The sequence below is a fragment of the Exiguobacterium sp. SH3S3 genome (genome assembly GCF_004337115.1).
Lineage (GTDB): Bacteria > Bacillota > Bacilli > Exiguobacteriales > Exiguobacteriaceae > Exiguobacterium > Exiguobacterium aurantiacum_A.
Genome location: NZ_SJUU01000009.1, coordinates 61113 through 86359 on the forward strand (window position 1 = coordinate 61113; position 25247 = coordinate 86359).

Annotated in this window: 18 protein-coding genes; 6 read left to right on the forward strand and 12 right to left on the reverse strand. The window is 53.3% G+C overall.

All coding sequences use genetic code 11. The features are described from left to right. Positions 1-24: 24 nt before the first annotated feature. Genes EVJ28_RS09705 through EVJ28_RS09720 form a run of 4 tightly spaced genes read left to right on the forward strand, consistent with a single transcriptional unit; the run spans position 25 to position 3993 of the window. Complete coding sequence (locus tag EVJ28_RS09705) at positions 25-774, forward strand: carotenoid biosynthesis protein (RefSeq protein ID WP_131459103.1); 750 nt, start codon at positions 25-27, stop codon at positions 772-774. Beyond that, positions 740-1438, forward strand: coding sequence for a lysophospholipid acyltransferase family protein (locus EVJ28_RS09710; protein WP_131488803.1), 699 nt, complete (start codon positions 740-742; stop codon positions 1436-1438). Before EVJ28_RS09705 ends, EVJ28_RS09710 begins: the two co-directional genes overlap by 35 nt. Beyond that, positions 1435-2502: a glycosyltransferase family 2 protein gene (locus EVJ28_RS09715; protein WP_131466133.1), complete on the forward strand. Its 1068-nt coding sequence runs from the start codon at positions 1435-1437 to the stop codon at positions 2500-2502. The genes EVJ28_RS09710 and EVJ28_RS09715 overlap by 4 nt, the downstream gene beginning before the upstream one ends. A gap of 24 nt (positions 2503-2526) precedes the next feature. Beyond that, positions 2527-3993, forward strand: coding sequence for a phytoene desaturase family protein (locus EVJ28_RS09720; RefSeq protein ID WP_131459106.1), 1467 nt, complete (start codon positions 2527-2529; stop codon positions 3991-3993). Between the two features lie 469 nt (positions 3994-4462). Here EVJ28_RS09720 and EVJ28_RS09725 read toward each other — a convergent pair whose 3' ends face one another. From EVJ28_RS09725 to addB, 9 genes are all read right to left on the reverse strand, one after another. Further along, positions 4463-5302, reverse strand: coding sequence for a phytoene/squalene synthase family protein (locus EVJ28_RS09725; protein ID WP_131458097.1), 840 nt, complete (start codon positions 5300-5302; stop codon positions 4463-4465). Then, positions 5271-6749: a phytoene desaturase family protein gene (locus tag EVJ28_RS09730; protein ID WP_131488805.1), complete on the reverse strand. Its 1479-nt coding sequence runs from the start codon at positions 6747-6749 to the stop codon at positions 5271-5273. Before EVJ28_RS09730 ends, EVJ28_RS09725 begins: the two co-directional genes overlap by 32 nt. Further along, the gene (locus EVJ28_RS09735) at positions 6746-8239 is read right to left on the reverse strand and encodes a phytoene desaturase family protein (protein WP_131458099.1); all 1494 of its coding nucleotides are present in this window, start codon (positions 8237-8239) and stop codon (positions 6746-6748) included. Before EVJ28_RS09735 ends, EVJ28_RS09730 begins: the two co-directional genes overlap by 4 nt. A gap of 104 nt (positions 8240-8343) precedes the next feature. Then, positions 8344-9345, reverse strand: a complete 1002-nt coding sequence (locus EVJ28_RS09740; RefSeq protein ID WP_131458100.1) for a class I SAM-dependent methyltransferase — start codon at positions 9343-9345, stop codon at positions 8344-8346. A gap of 101 nt (positions 9346-9446) precedes the next feature. Beyond that, positions 9447-9827, reverse strand: a complete 381-nt coding sequence (locus tag EVJ28_RS09745) for a YisL family protein (RefSeq protein ID WP_131458101.1) — start codon at positions 9825-9827, stop codon at positions 9447-9449. 136 nt (positions 9828-9963) lie between these two features. Then, positions 9964-12522 carry a sensor histidine kinase gene (locus tag EVJ28_RS09750; protein ID WP_131488807.1) on the reverse strand — a complete coding sequence of 853 codons (2559 nt, stop codon included), beginning with the start codon at positions 12520-12522 and terminating at the stop codon, positions 9964-9966. After that, a complete protein-coding gene (locus tag EVJ28_RS09755; protein ID WP_070327845.1) occupies positions 12519-12881 on the reverse strand; it encodes a response regulator in 363 nt (120 codons plus the stop codon). The genes EVJ28_RS09750 and EVJ28_RS09755 overlap by 4 nt, the downstream gene beginning before the upstream one ends. 114 nt (positions 12882-12995) lie before the next feature. Beyond that, the gene (gene addA / locus EVJ28_RS09760) at positions 12996-16598 is read right to left on the reverse strand and encodes a helicase-exonuclease AddAB subunit AddA (RefSeq protein WP_131488809.1); all 3603 of its coding nucleotides are present in this window, start codon (positions 16596-16598) and stop codon (positions 12996-12998) included. Next, positions 16582-20022, reverse strand: a complete 3441-nt coding sequence (addB, locus tag EVJ28_RS09765) for a helicase-exonuclease AddAB subunit AddB (RefSeq protein WP_131488811.1) — start codon at positions 20020-20022, stop codon at positions 16582-16584. Before addB ends, addA begins: the two co-directional genes overlap by 17 nt. Positions 20023-20178: 156 nt before the next feature. Between addB and EVJ28_RS09770 the strand changes: the two genes are divergently transcribed. Together EVJ28_RS09770 and EVJ28_RS09775 are read left to right on the forward strand one after the other, a co-directional pair. Then, positions 20179-20559, forward strand: coding sequence for a truncated hemoglobin (locus EVJ28_RS09770; RefSeq protein WP_131488813.1), 381 nt, complete (start codon positions 20179-20181; stop codon positions 20557-20559). Positions 20560-20614: 55 nt separating this feature from the next. Beyond that, the gene (locus EVJ28_RS09775) at positions 20615-20968 is read left to right on the forward strand and encodes a hypothetical protein (RefSeq protein ID WP_070327849.1); all 354 of its coding nucleotides are present in this window, start codon (positions 20615-20617) and stop codon (positions 20966-20968) included. A gap of 24 nt (positions 20969-20992) precedes the next feature. On the opposite strand, the gene EVJ28_RS09780 is transcribed toward EVJ28_RS09775, so the two are convergent. The 3 genes from EVJ28_RS09780 to EVJ28_RS09790 form a co-directional block, all read right to left on the reverse strand. Continuing rightward, positions 20993-21403: a hypothetical protein gene (locus tag EVJ28_RS09780; RefSeq protein WP_131458106.1), complete on the reverse strand. Its 411-nt coding sequence runs from the start codon at positions 21401-21403 to the stop codon at positions 20993-20995. A 135-nt stretch (positions 21404-21538) separates the two neighbouring features. Then, the gene (locus EVJ28_RS09785; protein ID WP_370250780.1) at positions 21539-24667 is read right to left on the reverse strand and encodes an efflux RND transporter permease subunit; all 3129 of its coding nucleotides are present in this window, start codon (positions 24665-24667) and stop codon (positions 21539-21541) included. 27 nt (positions 24668-24694) lie between these two features. Next, positions 24695-25165 carry a competence protein ComK gene (locus tag EVJ28_RS09790; RefSeq protein ID WP_070327851.1) on the reverse strand — a complete coding sequence of 157 codons (471 nt, stop codon included), beginning with the start codon at positions 25163-25165 and terminating at the stop codon, positions 24695-24697. Positions 25166-25247: the final 82 nt, after the last annotated feature.

Here is a 25247-nt window from a genome sequence, read left to right on the forward strand (position 1 = left end):
TAGAATAGAAGGTGAGGTGATTTGATGAAAGTGTATCCATGGATTTGGAAATTATTTTTAGTCTGGTACGTCGTCGGCGTTGTTCTCGTCGGCTTTGATTTACTGCCGAGTTGGCTCGAATGGGCGAACCCGGTCTTCTTATGGCTCGCCGGTCTCATCGGAGGATTTGTCATTGCCGACGGGGTCCGTCACGCCCGTTTCATCGTGCCGTTCATCTTTTTCGGCTCGATCGCCGTCGAGACGCTCGGTGTCAAAACCGGGTTCCCGTTCAGCGAGTATATTTATGCCGAAGCGTTCGGTCCGACCGTGTTCGGCGTACCGGTCACGATTGGTGCGGCCTGGCTCGCCGTCATCGGCGCAAGCTTCGCTGTCGCCCGCCTGTTCGCGTTCAAGCGACGGACGCTCTGGCTCGTCCCGTTTTTGGCGGTCTGGTTAGACATGGCGATCGATCCGGTCGCAGCCAACGTGAAAGGCTACTGGGAATGGGCCAATGATGGTCTCTATTATGACATCCCGACGCAAAACTTCGTCGGATGGTTCGGACTGTCGCTCATCTTCTCATGGTTGCTCGACCGCTTCGAAGTCGAAGCGGAGCCGACTTTACTCATGCACGGACGCTACTTGTTCGTCATGCTTCACGCTTTGTTCGGTGTCACCGCGGTCAACGCCGGTCTTTATGGGATCGGTGTGTTAAGTATTGTAACGGCAAGCGTCATCTATTTGGAACGGAGGTTGCGTCATGATCGAAGCGAACAAAAAGAAATGGTTCAGTAACATCTTTTCAACGTTCGTCAAAGAACACCAGATCCGACCGTTCTTTCACACGATCAACGTTCGGGCTGATGACGTTCCGACGCCGGGCCTCTTTTTAAGCACGCACAGCTCGTGGTGGGACGGACTCATCTTGCTCATGTTGAACGAGTATTATTTACGGCACGACGTTCACGTCCTGATGGATGAGGACGGATTGCGACGCTTTCCGTTCTTCCGTCATTTAGGCGCCTTTTCCATCAAAAAAGGGAAGTTATCCGACATTCGCGCTTCTCTCAACTATGCCAATCAGCTCTTGTCCGTCGGGAAATCGGTGTGGGTGTTCCCGCAAGGCCGTGAATACCCACAAGAGCACCGGCCGCTTGAGATCGGGACGGGTGCGACGATGCTACTCGCAAAACCCGAGGTCCGGCTTTGTGCCATCTACTACGCGTTCGCGTCGCATGCGTCCCCGGTCGTCTACGTCCGGTTCCGGACCCATACCGTCGTCTCGACGACACGCCGGGAGCAAAAGCAAGAGCTCGCCACAGCGCTCGAACAGCTCTATGACGACACGCGCGCCGATGTGATCGCCCAGTCGGACCGGTACATGTCGTTGTTTCCGCCACGACGCGGGCTCGCCGACTGGACGGAGCACTTGCTCACCATCGGGAGGAGACAACAATGATCCTATTCGTGCTCACTGGACTCATGTTTCTCTTCACGTTAGTCAACTTGGCATTTCTTCGTCCGCTCACGGCCCCGATCCCGGTGCCGCCGACCGCGATTTGCATTCCGCTCCGCAACGAAGAGCGGAACGTCCCAAAATTAATCAACAGTTTAAAGCCGGCCCTCACCGCCGGCTGTCACGTCTACTTATATGAGGATCGCTCTGAGGACGGGACGTATGACGCGCTCGTGCGGGAAATCGCCTCGGACGACCGGTTCACGATCTTGCGCGGTGTGCCGCTCACCGACGGTTGGTCCGGAAAAGTACACGCCTGTCATCAATTGGCGACGCAGACCCGTGAACCTTACTTATTGTTTCTCGATGCCGATGTGACCATCGATCCGAGCTTCGTCGGCCGCATGCACGGAACGCTCGTCCGGGAAGGCGCCGTCTTTTTATCCGGCTTCCCCCGCTTTCCGACGCCGACGTGGCTCGGTAAACTGCTCATTCCGATGCAACACGTCTTGATCGCCCAGCACTTGCCGCTGTTTTGGCGAAAAGTGAGACATCCCGCCTTCGCCGCCGCGAACGGGATGAACGTCTTGGTCGAACGGACTAGTTATGAGGAAGTCGGCGGTCACGCCTCGATCCACGACTCCCTGATTGATGATATCGATTTATGCCGCGAATTTAAGCGCCGTAAAAAAGTGACGTCGCTCGTCAATGTCTCACCTTATATCACGTGCGATATGTATGCGACGAACGAGGAAGTCTGGAACGGGTTTTCAAAAAACGTATTCAAGGGAATGAATGAAGCAGTGGGCATCGCCCTTTATTTTTCCCTTTACTACGGCGTCCAGTTATCGGCGTTCATCTTCCTGCTCATCCGACCAGACTGGATATCGCTCGGAGCGAGCCTGTTCGTTTTGTTCGCACGGCTAGCAATCGACTTGAAGTCGGGCGGACGCCATTTTTGGCTCCATCCGTTCAGTCTGGTTGCCTACCTCGTCCTACTCACGAACGCGGTCGTCCGAAAATGGAGACGAAAACCGATCACTTGGAAAGGCCGGATGTATCATTAGAAAATTGTTAGGAGGCGCATTGCAATGAAACAAATCGCTATTATCGGGGCCGGTCTCGGAGGCCTGAGCGCCGCCGTCACACTAGCGGCTCGCGGGTACGATGTGACCGTCATCGAAAAAAATGAGCACGTCGGTGGTAAGCTCATGCCGATCATCACGGACGGTCACCGCTTCGACTTCGGGCCAAACACGATCACGATGCCGGACGTGTTCCGTTCCGTCATCCGGAACAGCGGGGCCAACCCAGAGGATTATTTTGAACTCGTCAAACTCGACTCGCATACGGTCAATCACTTCTCCGACGGGTCGACGTTCACATTCCACTCCGAACGGGAACAAATGGAAGCTGAAGTCCGGCGCTTGACCGGTGACAAAGCCGACAAAAATCAATTGGCGGCGTACTTGGACGAGGCTGAAAAGCTATTTGAGATTGCCAACAATCGTTTCTTCACTCGAATGGACACAAAAATCGACACCGGTCTTTGGGCCGATATGATGAAGGTCCATCCGCTTAAGAGTTTGCACGCGCTCCATAAAAAATATTTTAAAGACCCGCGCATCATCCAAGCACTCGACCGTTACGCGACGTATATCGGCAGCAGTCCTTACGTTACGCCCGGCACGTTCGCCTTGATCTCACATCTTGAGTTGAACGACGGCGTCTATTTCGCCAAAGGCGGGAACTGGACGATCGCCAAAGGTTTCGCCAAACGCGCGAGCGAGCTCGGTGTCGAGTTCCGACTCGGCCATGAAGTCACAAAGATTGAAGTCATGAACGGTAAGGCGCATGCTGTCGTCATCGACCATGAAGAAGTCATGTCTTGCGATGCCGTCCTTTTGAACGGGGAGCTATTGACCCAATATCCCCGGCTCGTCGATGCGGTCCATCGTCCATCGTTCCCGGTACCGACCCGGGATACGGTCGAGCCATCCGTCTCTGCTTTCGTCATGATGGTCGGACTGAACAAACGTCTAAATCTCGCCCATCATAACGTCTACTTCTCGGACGATTACGAGGCTGAGTTCCGTGCCTTGTTCGACGAAGAACGCTACGCCGATGAGCCGACGATCTACATCTCGAACTCGGCCTACACCGATCCGTCCATGGGTGAGGCCGGGGACAATCTGTTCATCCTCGTCAACGCTCCGGCCCACTTGACCGACATCGATGCCGAGACGTACGAACATTTGATCCGTCGACGGCTGCGCACATTCGGCGTCGATTGGGACGATGCTGACGTCTTGTTCCACCGCCGCGTGACCCCGCTTGACTTGACGCGTGATTTTTATGCGTATTATGGCTCGTTATACGGAACGTCAGCAAACTCGAAAAAAGGTGCGTTTTTCCGTCCGGCCTCGCGCTCGGAAGACGTCTCGAACATCTGGTTTGCGGGTGGATCGACCCATCCTGGCGGCGGCAGTCCAATGGTGACGCTTTCAGGACAGTTTGCTGCTCGTTCGATGTTGGAGGACATACCTCTGACAATTTGAACATTTTGTGAACAGAAGATTCGACACTTGTCGACAAGTCACAGACGTGATAACATCATATCGAGTTCAAGCAGTATTGTAACGTTTGTTACACCTGTAGCGATCGAATGGCTTCCCCGAGCCAATCGCGTTTTGAACTTGTCACACCCGAGAAAAAAGTGATGAGCGAGTTTCCCCACTCGTTTCCCGCTGCTGGAATAGCATGCGTCTGATGTTCCCCCTTAGTCCATCAAGCATCCTACTTCAGCGAAGATGCCCCATCGTTTCATTCCCCATGAAACGAGGCACATCTTTAGGGTTCATCACGTCCGATTCGTTCGTTTCCCCGATGAACGGATCACATAACGCTTACGCCACTTTTGGTCCCCCGCCAAAAGTGGTTTTTTGTATCCTAAAAGCCTGCAGACGGTGTCTACAGGCTCGAGTCTGTTCAGCAAAAGACCCGATTGCTCTCGCAATCGGGTCTTTTTCAAAGTCTCGCTAACAGCTTTCCTTTTTGAAGTGTCGATACGTAAGCGCGCTTCGTAAAGACATCATGGTCGTTACTTCGGGCCGCATCTAATATACCTTCGTAGAGGAGCGCCGCGGCTTGGACCGGCTTTCGACTCGTCGCCGGATACAAGTGATGCGTCTCACGGGCACTGCGGTATAGCATTTCCGCCCGGTTGGCCATCGTCTCCCACACTTCAACGAACTGAGGTGTCACTTTCCGTTCAAACAGATCGGTCTCTGACATCGCGTGCTGCGCTAAGAGCGTACGCGGTACATAAATCCGGTCCCGGTCCAAGTCCTCACCGACGTCGCGAAGGATGTTCGTCAACTGCATAGCGATGCCGAGGTCGATCGCGCCTTGCTTCAGTTGTTGCCGCGCTTCCATGTTCGCGTCCGGGACAAGGATTGGTAACAACATCAAACCGACCGTGCTGGCCGCATAATAGCCGTACTGTTCCGTCTCTTCAAGTGTCGTGTAACGTGTCTTATGTAAATCCCACTTCATGCCTTCCGCTAACTCGAAGAACGGTTCGACGTCCATGTCATAGCGCTGCCAAACGTCGCGTAAAGCAATCCAAAGAGCGCCGTCTGGGTCGTTGCCGGCTAAAAAGCGGTCGAACTCCGCCAGAAATGCGGTCAAACTTTCCTCAGGATACGCTGACTCGTCGACCGCATCGTCTAACGTCCGGCAAAACGTATAGACCGCGGCGACAGCCTGGCGGTCCGGTTTTGAAAGCAGGGAGAAGGCCCGATAAAACGTGAGTGAGCCTTTCTTCATCACTTCTTCACATTGACGATACGCTTCTTGCCTCGTCATGGTACAATGCCCCCATTTCTTCTTCCATTCTTTTCACTAACAACTGTGAGCCGATCATCACGATCGGGACACCACCGCATGGATGTACGGAGGCACCGACGGCATAGAGCCGCTCGATTTGGGCGTATGGACGGGCTTGCGGCTTGAATGCTGCCGACTGTGAAAGTTTCGGGGCAATCCCAAAACTCCCGCCTTCGAACAACCCGAACCGTTCCGCGTCCATCGGTGTCCGGACTTTCATCTCGATGACACGGTCTCTAAATTTAGGGACCATCCCTTCGATCCGGGACACGAGACGTTCAATTGCCCCGCTCTGTTCAAAATCTTGTCGCTCTAACTTGCGCGGTACCGGCACAAGGACATAAAGCACACTCGTCCCAACTGGTGCGAGCGTCGAATCGATGAGCGACGGATTGAACGTATACATCGCAGGATACTTGCTCAGTTTACCATCTTCAAAGATCGTGCGCATCGACCCGGCAAAATCGTTCGGCAAATCGAACTGATGCACCGGGAGTTCGATCTCGCCGTCCACCGTGAAATAGAGGAGCAGCGTGCCGCTCGACGGTTCGTACGCTTTCGGCTTGATTCCATCAATCAGACGTTCCATGAGCGGGAAGTCTCCATTGACGACGACCGCATCATACGGATGAGGGACGCCATCGACGACGACGGCGTTGGCACGGCCGTCTTGGACGCGGACGCGTTCTACCGGCGTGTTCAGCTTGAACGTGACGCCCCGCTTCTTCAGCTCTTGTTCTAACTTCGTCGCAAGCGAGAAATATCCTCCTCGTACGTACCAGATTCCTTCTTCTTGCTCGCGATATGGGATCAATCCGTACAGGGACGGCGTCTCATAAGGGTTGCCGCCGATGTAGAGCGTCTGCAGACTATAGGCGACCCGGAGCCGCTCATCTTTAAAGAACCGCTTCATGTTCTCATGAGCCGATTCATACGCTTTCAGGCGCAAGAGCAACATGAGCAGTCTCGGCTCGAACAAGTCGGTCTTGCCTTTATAGCCACGGTTTAAAAACGTGTCAAAACCGATTTTGTATTCCTCGCGCTTTTGTCCCATGTAACGACGGAACGATTCACCTTCGCCGAAAAATCGTTCAATCTCTTCGGCTTGACGATCGATGTCGTGATATTTGTGAAACGTCGTCCCATCTTCGTAACGGAGGCGATAGAGCGGATCGACTTCGAGCAGTTCGAGTTCCTGTTCGGGAAACCCAGCTTCTTGCAGTTGGCTCTTCAGCTTGCTCGGCAACAAGACGATTGTCGGTCCTTCATCGATGCGAGCACCGTTCTCGAACTCGACATAGTTGAGCCGCCCACCGACCCGGTCCTCTTTCTCATAAATCGTCACTTGGGTCGATGGATGCTTATGAGTCCATAGCAAGGCGGCGTAAAGCGACCCGATACCGGCACCAACGAAACTGATGTTCATCGTCCGACACCCGCCCGGTCCCGAAGCAAGTTGGCCGTGATTCGTGCCGATTCAAAAATCGTCGGCAGTCCGCTGCCTGGATGCGTCCCACCGCCGACGAGCCAGACATGGTCGAGCTCTTCGAACTGATTGTGCGGACGGAAGTACATCATTTGCGACAAGTTATGTCCAAGGTTGAACGTTGCCCCTTCATAGACCCCAAACGCTTCCCAATCGTTCGGGGTGAGCGCCTGCATCACTTCGATATGGTCGCGGACGTTCCGGTAAGGCGAACGTGTCTCGAGTGCGTCCAAGACGAGTTCGGTCATCTTTTCCTCGAGCGTGTCCCAAGGAAGGTTTGACAGATTGTTCGGCACCGGTACGAGCACGTAGAGCGACGACTTGCCGGCTGGCGCGAGCGTCGGGTCGATCCGTGACGCGTTTTGAACGTAGAACGAGAAATCCTCGCTCAGCTTCAAGTCTTGCGTCATTTCTTTGACGTTGCGCTCATAATCATCCGCAAAGTGAATCGAATGGTGGCCGACCTCATCGTAGACGCGATCAAGTCCGAGGTAGAGCATGAACGTCGAGCAAGAATAGCGCTTCTTCTTCAACTGTTTCGGACTCCAGCGCGTTAGCGTATCGCTCGGTACGAGCGTCGTCATCGCATGGGCAAAATCCGCCCCGACGATGACTTCGTCAAACGCGTAATGGACGTTGTTCGCCACGAGTCCGTTGACACGTTTCCCGTCGAGCAATAGACGGTCGACCGCTTCACCTAACCGGATCGTCCCGCCTTCCTCCTCGATGACACGGGCCATCGCCGAACAGAGTTGGTTCACCCCGCCGATCGGATGATGGACGCCGTAAGCATGTTCCATATACGACAAGATCGAGAACCCACCCGGACAGTCCCAAGCCGACATCCCGAGGTACTTCGCTTGGAACGTGAACGAGTATTTGAGTTCTTCACTCGTAAAGTATTCAGACAGCACGTCGTATAGCGATTTTCCGATCGAGAGGAACGGCAACGCCTTCAAGACGCGTGTCGACACGTAATCCGTCAGCTTATCATGGGCGGTCTGGAGCACCGGCATGAGCTTCGATAGTTTGACCGCCTGGTCTGCCATGAATCGGTCGTATCCTTCGCCGTTGCCGGGGAACATCTCTTCAATCGATTGACGCATCTGGTCGCGGTCGGTCGTCATCGATAGCACGCTTTGTCCGCGATCAAAGTAAAGATCGTACATCGGTTCTAATCGCTTCATATCGACATAATCAGCCAAATCCCGTCCCGTCTCCTCGAACATCTCTTCAAGAATATACGGCATATTCAAAAAAGTCGGGCCACGATCGAACGCGAACTCCCCGACTTGCAGACGTGACGTCCGTCCACCGACAAACGGTTGTTTTTCAAATACAGTTACATCCACACCACGGCTCGACAAGATCATTGCGGCAGCAAGCCCACCTGGCCCGGCACCGATCACTGCGACTCTTTTTTCCGACACGTTGAACAACTCCCTATGTGAAAAGTCTCTTATACTTCTATTCTATTATAGAAATGACTGAACACAAGTTCAAATCTGAATCGGTTCGCTGTACGCTAGACGTTTCAATCTCCACGTTCGGCGATGACGATATACCAAGATCCTTCCGGAATAAACGGGACGAAACGTACTTTCTCGAAGCCGACCTGTTCCAATTGCCGGCGCAACTGACGAGTCGTCGGGAGCGGATGGAGGTTATCGTGGAGCGTCATAAACGCGTTGAACGCCGAAGCGAAGCGGGCGCCTAGCGGTGACTCCGCGAGCGGTGTGACGAGGACGGCGACACCTGCCGTATCAAGATTGCTGAGCATCCGCTCTAACAGTCCAATCCGCTGCTCGGGCGAGAAATAGTAAAGCATATTGTTCATCATGACGACATCGAACCGCTCGTCGTGATCCCATTCCATGAAATCGGCCACTTCGTAACGAATCTCACCCGTCTCATCTTGCTCACGTGCCTCTTCGATCACTTTTTGTTCGAGGTCGATCCCGGTCAACTTCCAATCCGGCTCAAGACCGTGGAGTTTCCGCAAATAGCCCCCGTGGCCGCATCCGATATCAAGCATCGTCTTGACGTCCGCTTGGCGGAGCAGCTGTTGGACGACCGGAAAAGCGACCGTTTCGACGAGCGTCGACGTTTGAGCGACGACTTTCCCGTGTGTCGCACCGTCGAACGTCTTCTGTTTGCCGGACTCTAAAAAGTCTGGGTAGGCGATGAGTGCCGGGATATGAAGTTCCATCATCTCTTGAAGCATGAATCCGATGCTGCGTTCGTCTTTGAGCGAGAGCTGATACCTCAAGCTACGCGTTGGAAAATAGCGCCATCCTTTCTTCTTCAAGTGGCGCACGGCGACCCCGACTTCTAACCAACGCTCGAGTGCGAGTTTCGTGAGCGGCTGCTTCAAGCGCAGCGTCATTTCAGCGAAGCTCGCCCCGCCTTGAAGCGCATCGAACAATCCGTATTTGTAGCCGATGTAGCCGTGCCATAACGGCAAGAACGATTCAGTTTGCTTCATCCATCTACGCGCATGTAATACACGCGACCATTCATTCGTTTGTTGATCCATCGTTTCACCTCATCATCGTTATTCCTGATTTTTTTATTTTCCCCTAATAATTTGCGGACAAACAAAAAAATCCCACTCCGATGTGTGAAGTGGGATGTGACTCAAATAAAGTTGCTGAAGAACGACTGACCGTACGGCAACGCGTAACCGATAAAGATCGTCACGAGTGACAGTGCCACGAAGCCGCCAAACATAGCGCCCGATGGTTTTCTTTTTTTCAAACGAATGAGCGTCATCTCACCGAAGATGAGTGCGAGTAATCCGATTGTGATTTTCACGTGGTAGAACATGCCGCCTCCGTTCAGTTGCAAGTACAAATAAAGTCCTGTACCGAACGCGATGAGCAACATGAGGCGAAACGCCATATGCGCGATCTTGCCGCTCTTATTTCCGTTCTTGTAGCCGATATAGGCGACAGCGAACAAGACGAGTAGTAAAATCCAACTCGTCACGTGCGTGTGTAGAAATGCTGTCAATGGCATTCAAAAATCCCCCTTTTGATTATGTACAACTACTATTGTACACGAACAAGCCACTTTTCGGTCAAGCCCGCATTTACACCACAAAAAAAGACGTGCCGGTCACGATTGAACGGCACGTCTCCTCCTCTTGTTTTGATCAAGCCGTCGTTTGTTCTTCTTCCCGAATAGCGTGTTCGAAGCTCGGAATCACAACGGTGAACGTCGAGCCTTTATGTTGGACGGACTCGACATGGATCTGACCGGCGTGACCGCGCACGATTTCTTGGCAGATCGGGAGACCCAGTCCCGTGCCGCCGATTTCACGACTATCTGAGTTGTCGACCCGATAGAACTTATCGAACAGACGATCGAGGGCGTCGCTCGGAATGCCGATCCCTTGATCCTTCACTTTAATCGAGATCGATTGGTCGTGATGGGCGAGCTCGACCGTGATCTTCCCGCCACGCGGTGAGTACTTCACGGCGTTCGAGAGCAAGTTGCTCATCAGCTGTTTGAACTTCTGACAGTCTGCGAACAGTTCGTACGGTCGGTCGTCGACCGTGACAAGCTCGAACTGGTGTTTCAATGACGACGCTTCGTAGAACGTCATCATGTCATGGATGACCGGCTCGATATCGAGCTGTTCCCGGTCATACATTTGGCTACCTGATTCCATGCGCTGTACGTCGAGGAAGTCGTTGACGAGATGCGTCAACCGCTCCGTCTCAGCGTGGATTGTCTGCAAATATTTCGCCTGTTTCTCGTTCGGCAACTGTTTCTTGACCATGAGCTCGGTGAACCCATAAATCGAAGACAACGGTGTCCGCAACTCATGCGAGATCGTCGAGATGAACTCGCTCTTCAAGCGCTCAGCCTCGGTCTCACTCGTAATATCACGGAAGACGAGCAGCGTCCCTTTCGACAATCCGCCGACGACGATCCGCTCGGCATACATCTGTAAGTTCATCTCCCCTTTACGGATCGAGAAGCTGACACTGTCGTGCGGGAAGTCGTCTGTGAACAGACGGTCTGTATACGTCATGAAGTCATCGTCTTGGTCGACCGTCGTCGCGATCGTCTCCCGCCACTCGTTCCAAGACAGTTCTGCGAGCTGACTCGATGTGATCGCATCGAGCTCTGGGAACATCTCGTAAAGCGGTCGGTTGACGAACACGTCATCGGTCGAATGTTCGACGTAAATGACAGCTTCACGGATTGAATCGAGAATCCGTTCGGTCTTGCCTTTTTCACGGGTCATCTCTTCAAATAGACGCATCCGAAGCAACGACAATGACAGCTGACGTGCGAACGACATGATATCGCCCATTTGCGTCTGCGTGAAGCGGTCTTTGTAACGGACGAGATAGATGAAGGCGATGATTGAATCATCCGTCGGGTCGTGGACCGGTACGGCCGTCTCGTACATGTAGTACGGATACGGCAGCGGATGGTCGCTTGCGACTTGTTTCGACGAATGGACTGTCGTCCGCAACGTCATCGCCCGCGTCAACACGGAGTTCTCGCTATCGAGCAATTTACGCGACAACGTCTCGTTCAGCCCGTGGCTCGTGATAGAGAACGAGCCTGTCGCATCGAGGAAGACGAGCGCCCCGACTTCTGAGTCGGTGATGGCGACAAGTTTCTCGATGATTTCCGGGTAAGCCGTCAACGAATCGCGAGCCGCGAGCGTCTCGGTCAATTCGTTTCGGTACGCCAAGTGCTGTTCGTTCTGTTGCGTCTGTTCCAAGATCTCTTCAAGCTCTTGTTGCTGCGCTTGCAGCTCTTCTTGCTGGGCGATCAATTCTTCTTGTTGTGCCTGCAACTCATGGTTCTTCTCAATCAAGTGACGTTCATTTTCACGGAGCGTCTCCGCCATCTTGTTGAACGAACGGGACATCGTCCCGATCTCGTCTTCGCGCTCCATTTGATCGCTCAAGTCGACGATCTCACCTTTCAGTAAGCGGTCAGATGCGACCGACAGGCGAGAGATCAGACGGGTTTGACGACGCAAGAACGGTTGGACGAATAGTAAAATCAACGCCGCGAACGAGAAGATACTCGCAATCCATAAGAACTGTAAAACATCATTGTTCACTTTCCAGTCGGCGTACACTCTATTTTTCTCACTGTTCATCAACGCCTTGTAGTCCATGAGTGACGATTCGATCTGTTGGATCGGAGCGAGCGTATCGATACCGCGTTCCGGATCGTACGGTACGACGCCTTGCTCAATCAATCGTTCGGCTGTCGGCAACGTCAATATGGTTTCAGGATCAATCGTGCTCTCGGTGATTTCCCCGGACGCTCGCAGTTGACCATATTCCGCCGTGACCGGCATGATCACATTGAAGTAAAAATCGTGAAAGGCTTGTAAATCGGCTGCGAAAATCTCACCTTGTTTTGATTCGACAGCGGCCTTGAACCAGTTGATTTCTTGTTGGAACTCATTTTCTTTACTTTGGGCTCGCTCGAGCGCTTCCACATCACCAAACAGCAAGTAGCCTCGTGAGTCATACTGCGCGCTCTGCCATTCGTCCCAAAACGTATTCAATCGGTTGATTCGTTCATCGACTTGTTGGAGACGGGCTTCGTTCTCTCTGACCCGGGTTTCCATCTGCACGTACATGATCATCGATCCGACGAGCGCGAGCGCGAGGAACGAATACAGGACGGTCGTGATGTCACGTCCGAGTTTTTGTTTAAACCATTTATTCACTTAACGATGCCTCCTATGATCTTCACAAGTTCAAGCGGACTAAACGGCTTCGAAATGAAATAATCGACCCCAATCTCATTCGCGCAATCACGGTCAGATTGTTGGCTCTTCGCCGTCAACATCATCACTTTCGTATGTTGACGTCCCGGCAACTTCCTCACTTTCTCAATGACTTCAAGACCTGTCATTCCTGGCATCATATGGTCGACAATCACGAGGTCGTACTCGTTCTGTTCGATCAGCCGATAGGCTTCAAGACCGTCTGGCGCTTCATCAATGTCATATCCTTCGTCTTCTAACGTATCTAATACGAGCATGCGCAATACTTCTTCATCTTCTGCTAGTAGAATTTTCACCATGACGTTTCCTCCATTATTATCTCATTTCATTATTTTACCTAATCTATTTTGTAATCACAAAAATAAAAGATGCACGGTTTATAACCGTACACCTTTACAATCATATCGTCTACATTATAGTACAACAGTTTCCTGCAATTCCAAAGAATAAATGACCGTCGTCCCGACTTGGATATTCCAAATCGACTCGATCGCTTCGCGATAGAGCGACAGCTGAACAGTGTAGCGGTCACGAAGCAACTGTCTTGCCTCTTCTCGCGATGCACTCGTGAACAAGACCGAGTCCGATTTATAGTCGAGTAGGACGTACGTCTCACCATCGAAGAACAGGCAATCGATGATCCCTTGAATCAACACGTGCTCGTCCGTGAACGTCGCCGTCGGATTCACTCGCTCCGCGGGCACCGTATACGTGAACGGCAGCTCGCGCCATCCTCGTCCGGCTTGTAGCGCTTCAGACAGCGCCCGACCGATCTCCGAGTTGAAGAACGACTCGATTTCAGGCAGCGCCAGCCGTGCCGTCTCCGCCTCGATCGGACCGAGCATCCCATTATTTTCCCATCGGTCGATTTGTATGTCGAGCGGTTCAGTCGGCTCAAACAATTGGAAAATGAGATGGAGCGTCGTCCCGCGCTCGGCACCTGTCTGCTTCGTCTGCTTCCATTTCGGCTCCCGATACGGGGTATCGCTCGGGCGGAACGTGTCTTCGAACGCCGCTTGCTCGAGTTGCATCGCTCGTTTCAATTCCGTCACGGTCTGTTTCGCTGCCGTCTCGGTCGCGGCTTGGGCCGGATAACTGTACGAAAAGGCTCGATTGACGACTTGAATCGTCGCTTCTTCGTCTTTGACCGGAAAATCAATCGCCTCGAACTGTTGCACATGATGAAGCTGGGCCATCATCGCTTGGAGTGTGGCCACTTCCGCCAAATCGTCTTGTCCGATGATGCGATACGTCCAGTTCGTCGCTTCCCGTATCGGCGAAAAGACCGGTAAGCCCATCTCCTCGATGAACGGTACGGCGCCTTCTAGTTTGAGGAGCGCCGGCGCGACCCAGTCCAGATACGTCTTCGCCTCGCGTCGTGCGTCAGCGGATAACGTCTCACCCGTCGCTTCGACCTGCAGCCATTGGTTGATCTGTTTAACCGGTTCTGCGACCGTACCGACTAAGATCAATTTCTCTTTCGCCCGGGTCAGCGCGACGTACAAGACGCGCATCTCTTCGGCTTTCATCGTCGCATCGAGATCCCGACGGATCATCTCTTTCACGAACGTCTCGGTTCTCGTCCGTGTGACGACATCGATCGCATCGAGGGAGATGCCGTATCGTTTATGGAAGATGACACGTTGCATTTGATCACGTTTATTGAACTGTTTGCCGAGTTGGGCGACGATCGTCACCGGAAACTCGAGCCCCTTCGATTTATGGACCGTCATGATGCGGACGACGTTCTCTTCTTCTCCGAGTGAACGTGCTTCCGATAGATCTTCGCCGTTATCTTGGAGACGGTCCATGACCCGCAAGAAGCGATACAACCCACGGTAGCCGCTCCGTTCATAGGAGAGGGCCCGGTCATAGAGCGCCTTCAAGTTCTCTTGACGCCCTTTCCCGCCCGGCAGTCCGCCGGCAAAATCATAAAACCCGGTGTCGTTGAACACTTGCTGAATCAACTCCGACAAGCTGTGGTTGCGGGCGAACGTACGCCATTCCGACAACTGATCGAGCACGTCTCCACATTTCAATCCAAGCTCGTCGTCATCGTCTGCTTTCGCCTTGAGTGCATCGAAAAACGACGCTTCCGACTCTAAGCGAATCTTGGCCAGCTCTTGATCGGTGAAACCAAACATCGGTGACCGGAGCGCCCCGGCGAGCGGGATGTCTTGGAGCGGGTTGTCGATCAACTTCAAGAGCGACAACATCATTCGAATTTCCGTCGCTTGGAAATAGCCGCCGTCCGAATCGGTATAAGCCGGGATATTATACTGTGTCAAAATATCCATCAGCTGCTCGACCCGCTCTTTTTTCGAACGGACCAAGATGACGATGTCCCGGTACTCACAGGAACGAAGCAATCCGGTCGCCTCGTCCGTCACTTTGAACGGCTCATCCCCAGAGACGAGCTCTAATATACGTGTGGCGATGGCACGGCCTTCAAGCTCCTGTTTCGACAAGTCCCGGCTTTCTCCGTTGACGATCAAAAGTTCAGGACTTGCCTCGAGCTCTTCATACGCCCGACCCGGTACGAGACGTGCCGCCTCGTCGTACTCGATCTCACTCACTTCTTCGTCCATCAACTGAATGAATAGGTCATTGATTCCGTGCAGCACTTCGGAGCGACTTCTAAAGTTTTGAGACAAGTCGATCCGTTGCCCCGACCCGGCTTGTTTGAACCGCGTCGCTTTCTCGATGAACAATCTCGGCTCGGCGTGCCGGAACCGGTAGATCGATTGCTTGATGTCACCGACCATGAACAAGTTGCCGAGCTTTTCACTCTCATTGCTGACGAGGCCGATGATCGTCTCTTGGATCTCGTTCGTATCTTGATACTCATCGACCAACACTTCGGCGAATCGCTGTTTGTAGAGCGACGCGACCGAGGACGGGGCGTCCCCGTCCCGTAGTATGGCGAGCGCGTAATGCTCGAGATCACTGAAGTCGACGAAGGCGCGGTCCCGCTTGGCTTGCTCGTAAGCGGCCCCGAACGTTCGGACGGTGCGTACGAGCGTCTCGACGAGCGGGCGCTGTGACAGCAAGACGTCTAAATGATCAGCTCCGCTGACACTCGCTTGACCGACCGCATCGACAAGCCGTTTTTTCGCTTGGTCATAGGCCGGCTTCAACACCGTGTGATAGATGTGATGCTCGTCTTTTTTCTGGACCGATTTCATCGTCCCGAATTTAACCGCTCGGGACGCCGTCTCGAGTTCGCTCCATTTGAGCGTGTCTTCGTCGATGTTTTGGAACGGGAAAATCGCTTTGGACACATTTTCCGATTGCGCCTCGTAACCGGCAAGCCGGAGTTCGATCGCTACACGCCGGAGTTGACGAAGTGCCTTTTCAATATCGACCCAGAGCAACTGCCCGAACTCGACGAGCAACCGTTCCTCGTCAGGGTCGCCTTCAAACTGATAAAGGGAGACCAGCTCATCTAAATACGCTTCCGGATCCGGAAGGGTTCGCGCGTATTGATACAAACCTAGGATCAGCTCTTCGATTTCACTGTCACCACGGTCAGACGTATAGGCATCGACGAGCGCGAAGAAGGCATTGTCTTGTTTGCCATACTCTGCCTCGAGCACGTCTTCGAGCACATCGTCTTGCAAGAGCACCAAGTCCCGCTCCTCGGCGATCTTGAAGGCCGGATCGAGGTCGAGCAAGTAGTAATTCTCACGAATGACTTCTAAACAGAATGAATGAATCGTCGTGATGAGGGCCCGGTTCAGCATTTGCCGTTGTTTTCGTATATAGTCGTTTTCCGGATGTTCCCGCAGCGCCTGATCGAGCGCTTTGGCGATCCGTCGTTTCATCTCGGCCGCTGCGGCGTTCGTGAACGTCACGACGAGCATACGGTCCGCCGTCAACTCGTCCGCTTCATCGAGCAAACGGCTGGCGAGCCGTTCGACGAGCACGGCCGTCTTCCCTGAACCGGCTGCCGCCGAGACGAGTACATGAGACCCCCGTGCGTCGATGGCTGCTTGTTGATCACTCGTCCACTTCATCGGCGTCACCTCCTAATTTAAACAAAACTTCTTCTTTATCTAACTTTTTCAGCTGACGGGGCTCGTTGGCGAGCGCCTCGTCAAAATGACAGACACTTTGATACGGACACGTCTGGCACGGACGCCGCTCTTTATATTCATAAGGCTCGACACCGATTTTCCCATCATACATCGCCTCCACACTCGTCTCGGCAAGGTCGAGCGCATGGGCCATCAACTGCTCGAGCTGAGGAGGTGAGACGACTTTTTTCGTCGTGTTCGCATCGAGCGTCCCGTCTTTCTTATATTTGACCGGAATGACGATCGACTTTTTCTGATCCCCTCTCGCCGTCTTATCCATCACCTCAAGGATGGCTGGATCGTCGACGAGCAACCCTTGCATCTGATACGACTCGAGCACTTTCCGCTCGGTTTCGGCATCTGTCTCGGCCGGCGTGACGAGCGGTCGGTGGACGTGGAAATAAAGCGCGGCTGCAGGTGCCACGGAACCTTTCGCCCAAGCATCTGCCTGCTCGATCAACACTTTCAAATAGATGAGCATCTGCATCGCCAAACCATAATAAATCTCAGCGAAGTCGATCTCCCGTTTGCTCGACTTGTAATCGACGATGCGGACGTACAGCTGATCATGCACTTGTGCCGTATCGACCCGGTCGATCCGGCCGACAAGTTCACACGTCGCCCCGTTACTGAGCGTGAACGACACCGGCGGGAAGTTGCCGCTCCCGAACGCGAGTTCGAACGCGACGGGATCGAACCCGTCACGTTTCGACTGCTCGATCAATACTTCGGCCGTCTTACTGACGACGTCCGTCAGCTTTTTCTTCAAGTAACCGTAGCGGTTCGAACTCATCAAAATCGCATTTTGAATCTCCGGTGTGACGAGTTCGACGGCCGACTCCGCGAGTGTCGCACATTGGTCGGGCGACACGTCACGCCATTCTTTCCCGTCCATCTTGACGGTTTGAGACATATGCTCGATCGTCCGATGGTACAAGTTACCGATGTCCGGTGCCTCGAGCCGATAGAGCCGTCGCTCTTTCAAGCGCAAGCCGTAGTTCGCAAAATGACGGAACGGGCAGGCTTGGAACGTCTCGAGGCGGGACACACTCGCCCGAATCGAGTTCGTGTAAAGTGACTTCGCGACCGACTCTGGCAATGGCTCGGGAACGTTTTGATAAAACAGCGCGCTCGTCAACAGTCGGATTCGCTCGCGTCCTTCCGGGTGCTTCAACAGTTCGTTGTACACCGTGAACCACGTCTCTTGAATCGGGTAGTGACGACTGAGCCGCTGCAACTCGAGCGCCGTCACGGCCGCTGTCTGATTCACGTTCGTGATGAAGGCGAGCTGATCTGTCGGGCGATGCTCTCCCGCTTCTGCGAAGTGGGTCTTGACGGCCTTGCCGTTACCGAGTCTCGCCTTGACGTCAGCGATGAAACTCGCCGGTTGAATCGCTTTCCCGCTCCGGTCGACGAGCGCGTAACTGACGTACAACCGGTCACTTGGCGCCGTCAATGCTTTATACAAGTAGTACGTCTCATCGTCGAACAAGTGCTCGGTCGCTTTCCCCGCCCGGACACCGTTCTCATGCATGAAGTCCATATCGTGGTCCGTCAACAGTTTCGATTGCGTCGCGACGAGTGGGATTTGATCTTCGTTGGCACCGAGTAAAAAGACGATTTTTTTATCAATCAAACGCCCCCGCACGTAATCGGTCACCGTCAATTGATCGAGTGACGGCGGGACGAGTGCATAGCGGAGGCTATCGAGGCCGGTGTCCATCATTTGCAGGAACAGTTCCGTCGAGAGCGTCTCTTCCGGCGCAGCCGCCTCGAGTTGCTCGAGAAGATGGAGGACGGCGTCCCATACTTGTGTATGTTCTCTTGCTTCAATCAGGCGTGATGCCTCAAGCGCTTCTTCGCGCCAATGGGCAAGGCATGACGAGACGTCGATTCGTTCTAGAAAAGCGTAAATAGCGTGCGTGTAAGCCTGCATCGTCTTGGCCGCTTTCAAGTCGGCGAGGAGTGGATCGAACGTTTCGATGACGGTTTGACGATAGGTGTTGAGTGCCGTCTCTATATCGAGTTCTTCCCCCGTCAACTTGGCCTCATCTTCGGCCCGGCGTTTTAATTGCCACTCGTCATGCCAGTGATAATGTTTGATGCCCCGCTCAATCACGAACGCCTCGAGCCGATCGACAGACGTACGCCGATGTTCTCGGTCGAGCAAGATCAGCTCAGTCTTCAACGCGCGGAATATAGCTTCTTCCCGGTAGCCGCGGAGCGCGACTTCGATCGTCGCCTTCAACAACTCGACGACCGGATGATCAAGCATCGGCTGCCGTTCATCCAGGAAGAACGGCAAGTTCATTTTTTGGAGCGCTTGTGACGCCAAATCTCCATATTCTTCAAGTGACCTTGAGATGAACACGATGTCTCGGAAGCGGTAGCCGTCTTCGCGGACAAGTCGTGTGACCTCGCGTACAGCGGCCGCTACTTCCACGGTCCGGTCGACGGCCGCATTCAAGGCGACTTGGTTATCCGGCCGCGTATACGGCGCTGCCGTCACTTGACCGAACGTCGCCTCGAGATAAGCGAGACTCGGATGTTTAAAGCGATGCACCCCATGATATAGTTCATCCGTCGATGAAAGTTGACGTTCTGAGAGCAGCTCTTTAAAGCGCATCAGCGTCCGCTGTGTCGGTCCGAACAACGGGTTCGGGCGATAGAGCGAGTCCGGGTCGACAGTCAACAAGACGTCCAGCGGCGCCTGCTCGGCTAAAGCGACGAGCACCGCGAGCTCTTGTTCCGAAAACTCGTTGAACCCGTCCACATAAAAGTGAGTCCCTGTTAAATCGACTTCCGGTAACAACTGCAACATCACTTTGAAGTAGTCTTCGGCGTGAAGCGTTTTGCCGGCCGTCATCGTCAAAAAGCCCTCATAGAGGATGGACAGGTCTTGTAGTTTCAAGGCCCGATGTTGGTCTTGCTCGCTCAGGCGAAGCAACTGCTCCGGCTCGACGAGGCCGCGTTTCAACATCGTGATCAACTCGTTCAGTTCTTCGTAAAACCCGTACTGGTTCATCGTGCGCCGGAACAGCGTCAGCCGTTCCTCGTTCATCTCGACGACACGCCGTAACAAAAGATGGGTCCCTGTCTGGTCTAAAAACTGCTCGGTCGCGACACCGTGATCGCGCATGATCAAGAATGCGAGACGGCGCATCGACAGCACTTGAATCCGCGTCGATCCGTTTAAACCGTCTGTCATCGCCATCTTCCGTTCCATTTCAAACGACATTTGGTCTGGGACAAGCATATAGATGGTCGGGCCGCTCGGATCGCGCTTCAGCTCTTGAATGACTTGATTGATCATCCGCTCGCTCTTACCGCTACCCGACCGTCCGACATGAAAAGTGACCGTCATTTAGGCGAACACCCCTTCCCTTTTTCTTTTATTATGACGTATCGCTTGCTGTTTGTAGAGGGAAACCTGCCGGCTACCTTGCAAGAAAAAAACACAGCCTTCTCGTATCCCATTCCTTCGAAAATCGATTAGACTGAACGTATGAGGGGGAATACTATGAGTGCATATGAACAATTCGGAGGCGAACGCGGCGTCCAGCAGCTCGTCGACGCTTTTTACGAACTCGTTTACGCTGATCCCGTACTGTTGCCACTGTTTCCAGACGACAAAGACCGGGTAAAACAACATCAGTTCGAATTTCTGACGCAACTGCTCGGGGGACCAAAACTGTATACGGAACGTCACGGCGGCGGCAACCTGGCGATGATCCACCGCGATCACCCGATCTCAGAAAGACATGCCGGTCATTGGCTCGGGTGCATGGAACAAGCGCTCAAGACGGTCGAGGCACCGGAAGCGATCAAGCGACAGTTGTTTCAACGTCTGATCATGTCGTCGTCAAACGTCATCCGCGTCTGCTCGCACCATTTTGAGTAGTCATCATTTAAAAAAGCGGGTATGATAGGAAAGTAAGCAAAGGAGGTCGGTTTTCATGACAGAAGAAGAGAAAAAAGAGGCCGTTTCAGCTAAAGAGGAAACGGAAGAAGTAGAACCTACGGCAGTCCTCGCCGAAGTCCTTGAAGAGGATGAGGAAGAAGCTTTACCCGAAGAAAAGAACATGGACCACATCAAAGGTGTGTTCAACTATACACAAAAGAACGGACGGGAATATCGTGTCGTCTTTTATCACGACCGTAAAAACCTCGTGTTCCGTGAACTTGGAAACGGGAAAGTCGAATTTGTCGGGCGTTTCACAGATGATGCCTACGATGAAGAGAACGAAGCAGAGATGCAGAAACTCGGCGAGAAACAGCTCAAGCGGATCCTTGCCGATCGACTCAAATAAAAAAATCGCCCGCGGGCGATTTTTTTATTGTTTCTTGTTTCGTTTTTTCTTGCGAAGCGCGTAAATCACTCCGGCGATTCCTCCGGCGACGGCGATCCCAGCCATCGCAGGCACGAGGATTTTCTTCGTCGGAAGCATCTTTTTGACACGTTCGTACGGTGTCGGAACCGACAATTCGAGTTGAACGGCCGTCTCACCGTGACCGTTCGCCCGTGCTTTGCGGGCCGCGTCCGTCACGACGACACGTCCTGTCGTATAGCGGCGGTTTCCATGTTCATCCGTGTAAGGCCGGCGAACCCGCTTGACGTCTGTTACCGTCTTTCCACGAGCGGCATCCGGCCGGACGACACGTTCGCTCGTCCATGTGCGGGCACCGGTCGCGCTATAGGCCGGACGAATCTTACGACGATTTAACCAAGTGTATGAATCGTTCATCTATATTCCCTCCAATATGCTGAAGTATCTCTTCATATTATACCCATACAACATCTGACGAAAACATCAGTCTTGACGAGACAAACAAACAGGCGCCCGGTCCTAATTTGGACCGGGCGCCGATTCGTTTGCTGATCAATCCGTGAACGGTTTATCCCGATGGCGACGTTTCGCCAAGATCAAGTAATAAGCCGGAACAAGGACGAGTGTCAGTACGGTCGAGAACAGAATTCCCGACACGATACAGATGGCGAGCGGTTTGAAGAGCGGGTCTTCACCGAACGCGACCGGCAGTAACGCGACGACCGCCGTCAACGCCGTCAGGAGAATCGGACGGATCCGAGCACGTCCCGCCTCGTATACCGCCGTCGTGACCGACATTCCACTACGAATCCCTTGCTCGATGAATTCGAACAAGACGACCGCGTTTCGAACGACGATTCCGGCAAGTGAGACCATCCCCATCGATGCCATGAAGCTAAACGGCGTCTGCGTGATGAACAGCCCGACGACCGCACCGGCAATCGCCAAGTAAATCGTGAACAAGACGAGAAGCGGTAATGAAAGTGAATTGAACTGGAATGCGATGATTAAGAAAATCAAGAACAAGACGACGATGAACAACGTCGCGAGTTCAACGAAGAACTCATTTTGCGTATCGCTCGCTCCCGACTGTTCGAACGAGATGCCATCGTTCGTCAAGTCTGATTTTGCGTCATCGAGAATCTGTTCAACGTCTTGTTTGAACGCATCTTCGTCCATCCCTTCAGTCGAATAGATTTGAAGCGTGACGATCCGCTCCCCGTTCTCACGCGGAATCTGTTGGATCTGTTCAGTCGTCGTTTCGGTGACGAACGTACTGAGCGGTGCGACCGGCGGACCGGCTTCCGTGTCGACCGGGATAAGAATCTCGTCAAGGGCGAGCGCCTCGCGGTTTGCGGCCGCATCGACGACGATTTTCACATCGCGTTGTTCGACACCATCGTCGAACGTACCAATCGGGATGCCGTCCGTGACTAACCGGATCTGATCGCTAATTGCTTTCGCGGTCACTCCAGAGGCAGCCATCGCTTCGCGGTTCAATTCGTACGTGAGTGTCTGGAACGGTTCTTTAATGTTATCGAGCACGAGCGCGCCATCGATGTCTTCGAGGTCTGCCTTGACCGTATCGCGTGCCGCGACAAGTTCTTCGATCGTTTCACCGCGCATTGTGAATTCTACCGGGGCAGACGTTGGTGGTCCCTGCTGCTGCGTATCTAAGAAGATTTCAGCGTCCGGATAGTTTTCACGTATTTGCGACGTGTACTCATCAATCAACTGAATCGCATCGATTTGTTCGTTGTCGACTCGGACGACGACTTGTCCTGCATTGTCACCCGACTGATTGAGTCCACCGGTGAACAAGCTTGGAAGCCCACCGCCAGCGAAAATGGCGGTCTCGGTAACACCGTCAATCTGTTGGAATTCGGCTTCGATCTGTTGGAGGCGACGTTCTGTTTCCTCTAAGTCAGTTTGAACCGGGAACGTGACGCTCGTCACGACTTCTGGCCGGTTCGCAGCCGGGAAGAACTCGAACGGTGTCAACAGAATCAGCCCGTATAGTGCCGTCGTGATGACAAATCCGACCAACCCGAACGTCCACGGCCGTTTGGCGACGACCGGGAGCAACCGATCCGCATAAAAATTACTGAGACGGTTGAGCGGTCCGCCGAGCCATCCTGGCTCCCGCTTCGACACTTTCACTTTCTTCCGGTTCAACCAATACTGTGCGATCGGCACGAGCGTCAAACTGATGACCATCGATGCGAGCACCGACAAGGCGAGTACTGTCGGTAACGCTCGGATAAAGTTCCCGTTCGCGCCTGACAAGAGTGTCAGCGGTAAGAACGCGAAGACGACGGCGAGCGTCGACGTGACGATCGATCCCCATACTTCTTTCGTTCCGCGAACGGCACCGACCATGGCTGTATCGCCTTTCCGGTAGCGACGCAAAATGTTGTCGTTGACGACGATCGCGTCATCGACGAGAATACCGAGCGCGATGATCGCCCCGATGATCGAGATTTGGTTCAAATCGACTCCCGTGAAGCGTAGCGGGATGAGTGCGATCAAGAAGGACAACGGAATCGCCAAGCTGACGATGAGTGACCCTGTGAACGTCAACCCAATCGTCGTGACGACGATAACTGCGATCATGGCGATGATGAATTCTTTCGTAAGTGACGAGAAGATCGCATCGACCGCTTTCGCTTGATCGTAATAAGTAACGAGTTCGACTCCGTCTAAGTCTCCCACTTCAGAAGCGACGACTTCATCGACGCGTTGTTGCAGCGTCGGGATGTCTTGACCTGGCTCGATTGTCACCGTGAGCGAGATTGCCGGTTCGCCGTCGAGTGAGACGAGGTCGGTGACTGCTTTTGTCGTCTCTTCGACCGTACCGACATCGGCAAGGCGGACGGGATCGCCGTCGACAGAACCGACGATGACTTGATCCATGTCATTGACGTTCGTCAAGTTATCGATCGCCAATTGATAAATACCGTCGTCCGTCGATTGGCGACCGAGCGGTGTCGTCTTATATTCTTCGTTGATTGCCGTCAAGACGTCTGGGAATGCGAGTTGGCGTTCCCCAAGCGCTTCGGAATCAAGTGAGACGACGAATTCTGTTTCCGGGAGCCCTTTGATCGTGAACCCGGTCACACCATCTGTTCGTAACAAACGGTCTTCTAGCCGTTCGACCTGTTCTCGAACCGCTTCAAGCGACTCGCGGTCGCTCGACGTCAACAAATAGGAAGCGACCGGAAGCTGACCGATCGAATCGTTGACCGTCGGTGCTAAGGCGTTGTCAGGTAACCGAGGCGCCGCGTCTGAGATCGCCTGCCTCACGTTCGCTTGTAGCTCGCCTTGATCAAATCCGTCTTCATACTCGACGGTGATATTCGAGAACTCCGACGCCGACAGCGACGATACGTTCTCCACCCCTTCAAGCCCTCTTAACTCGGTTTCAAGGATGTTCGTGACGTTCCGTTCGACCGTCTCAGCGGTCGCCCCTGGATATGGGGTCTGAATGAGAATGATATTGACGCTAGTCTCTGGGATTTCACGTTTCGGGAGCTGGAAAAACGTGAGTACCCCGACGACGATTGCAACGAGTAAAAATACAATCATCAATTTTCCTCGCTCAATCATTTTCTGAAAAAACATATTGACCCCTCGCTTTCGGATAATGTGCAAATACACATATGAACTATTCTTCTTTATCATAGAGGGGTTTGAATCGGTTTTCAATCCTTAAACGTGATGCAATGTGCTACTATGGAAACGTTTTTGGAACGCATACGATAATTCAATCGACCGCTGCTTCTGCCGTTGGACCGTATGATCGGAGACAGGGACTTGAATCGATTCCCCGGTCAGAAATTGAATCCGGGTCCCGTTGCCAAACTTTTTGATGCCCGTGACATGTTGAAAATTGATCCACGCACAATCAGGACTCTCTTTGGCGATCGTCGGGAAAAAGACGGCATCGGCGTGCCAATCCATGACGACAGGGGTTTTTCGATGAGGACCAAGCACGTGACGGGCCGCTTCGATTCGCCCTTGGATACTCGATCCATAATAGAGACAAGCCGATTCGAGCAAGTGAATCGGCGAACCTTTCAGACGGTGCACGCCATCAGGCTGATAGACGAGTGTCTCGGCCTCACCGTACTCATTAAATACCGGAACCAACGCTCTTGTATCATTCGTCAACTGTGTCATCTGTTCTTCCTCCAAAACGTATGATATGACTTACACGTTATTCATAACAAGTTCCTTAAACGTATGCAAATGGCTCGGCGAC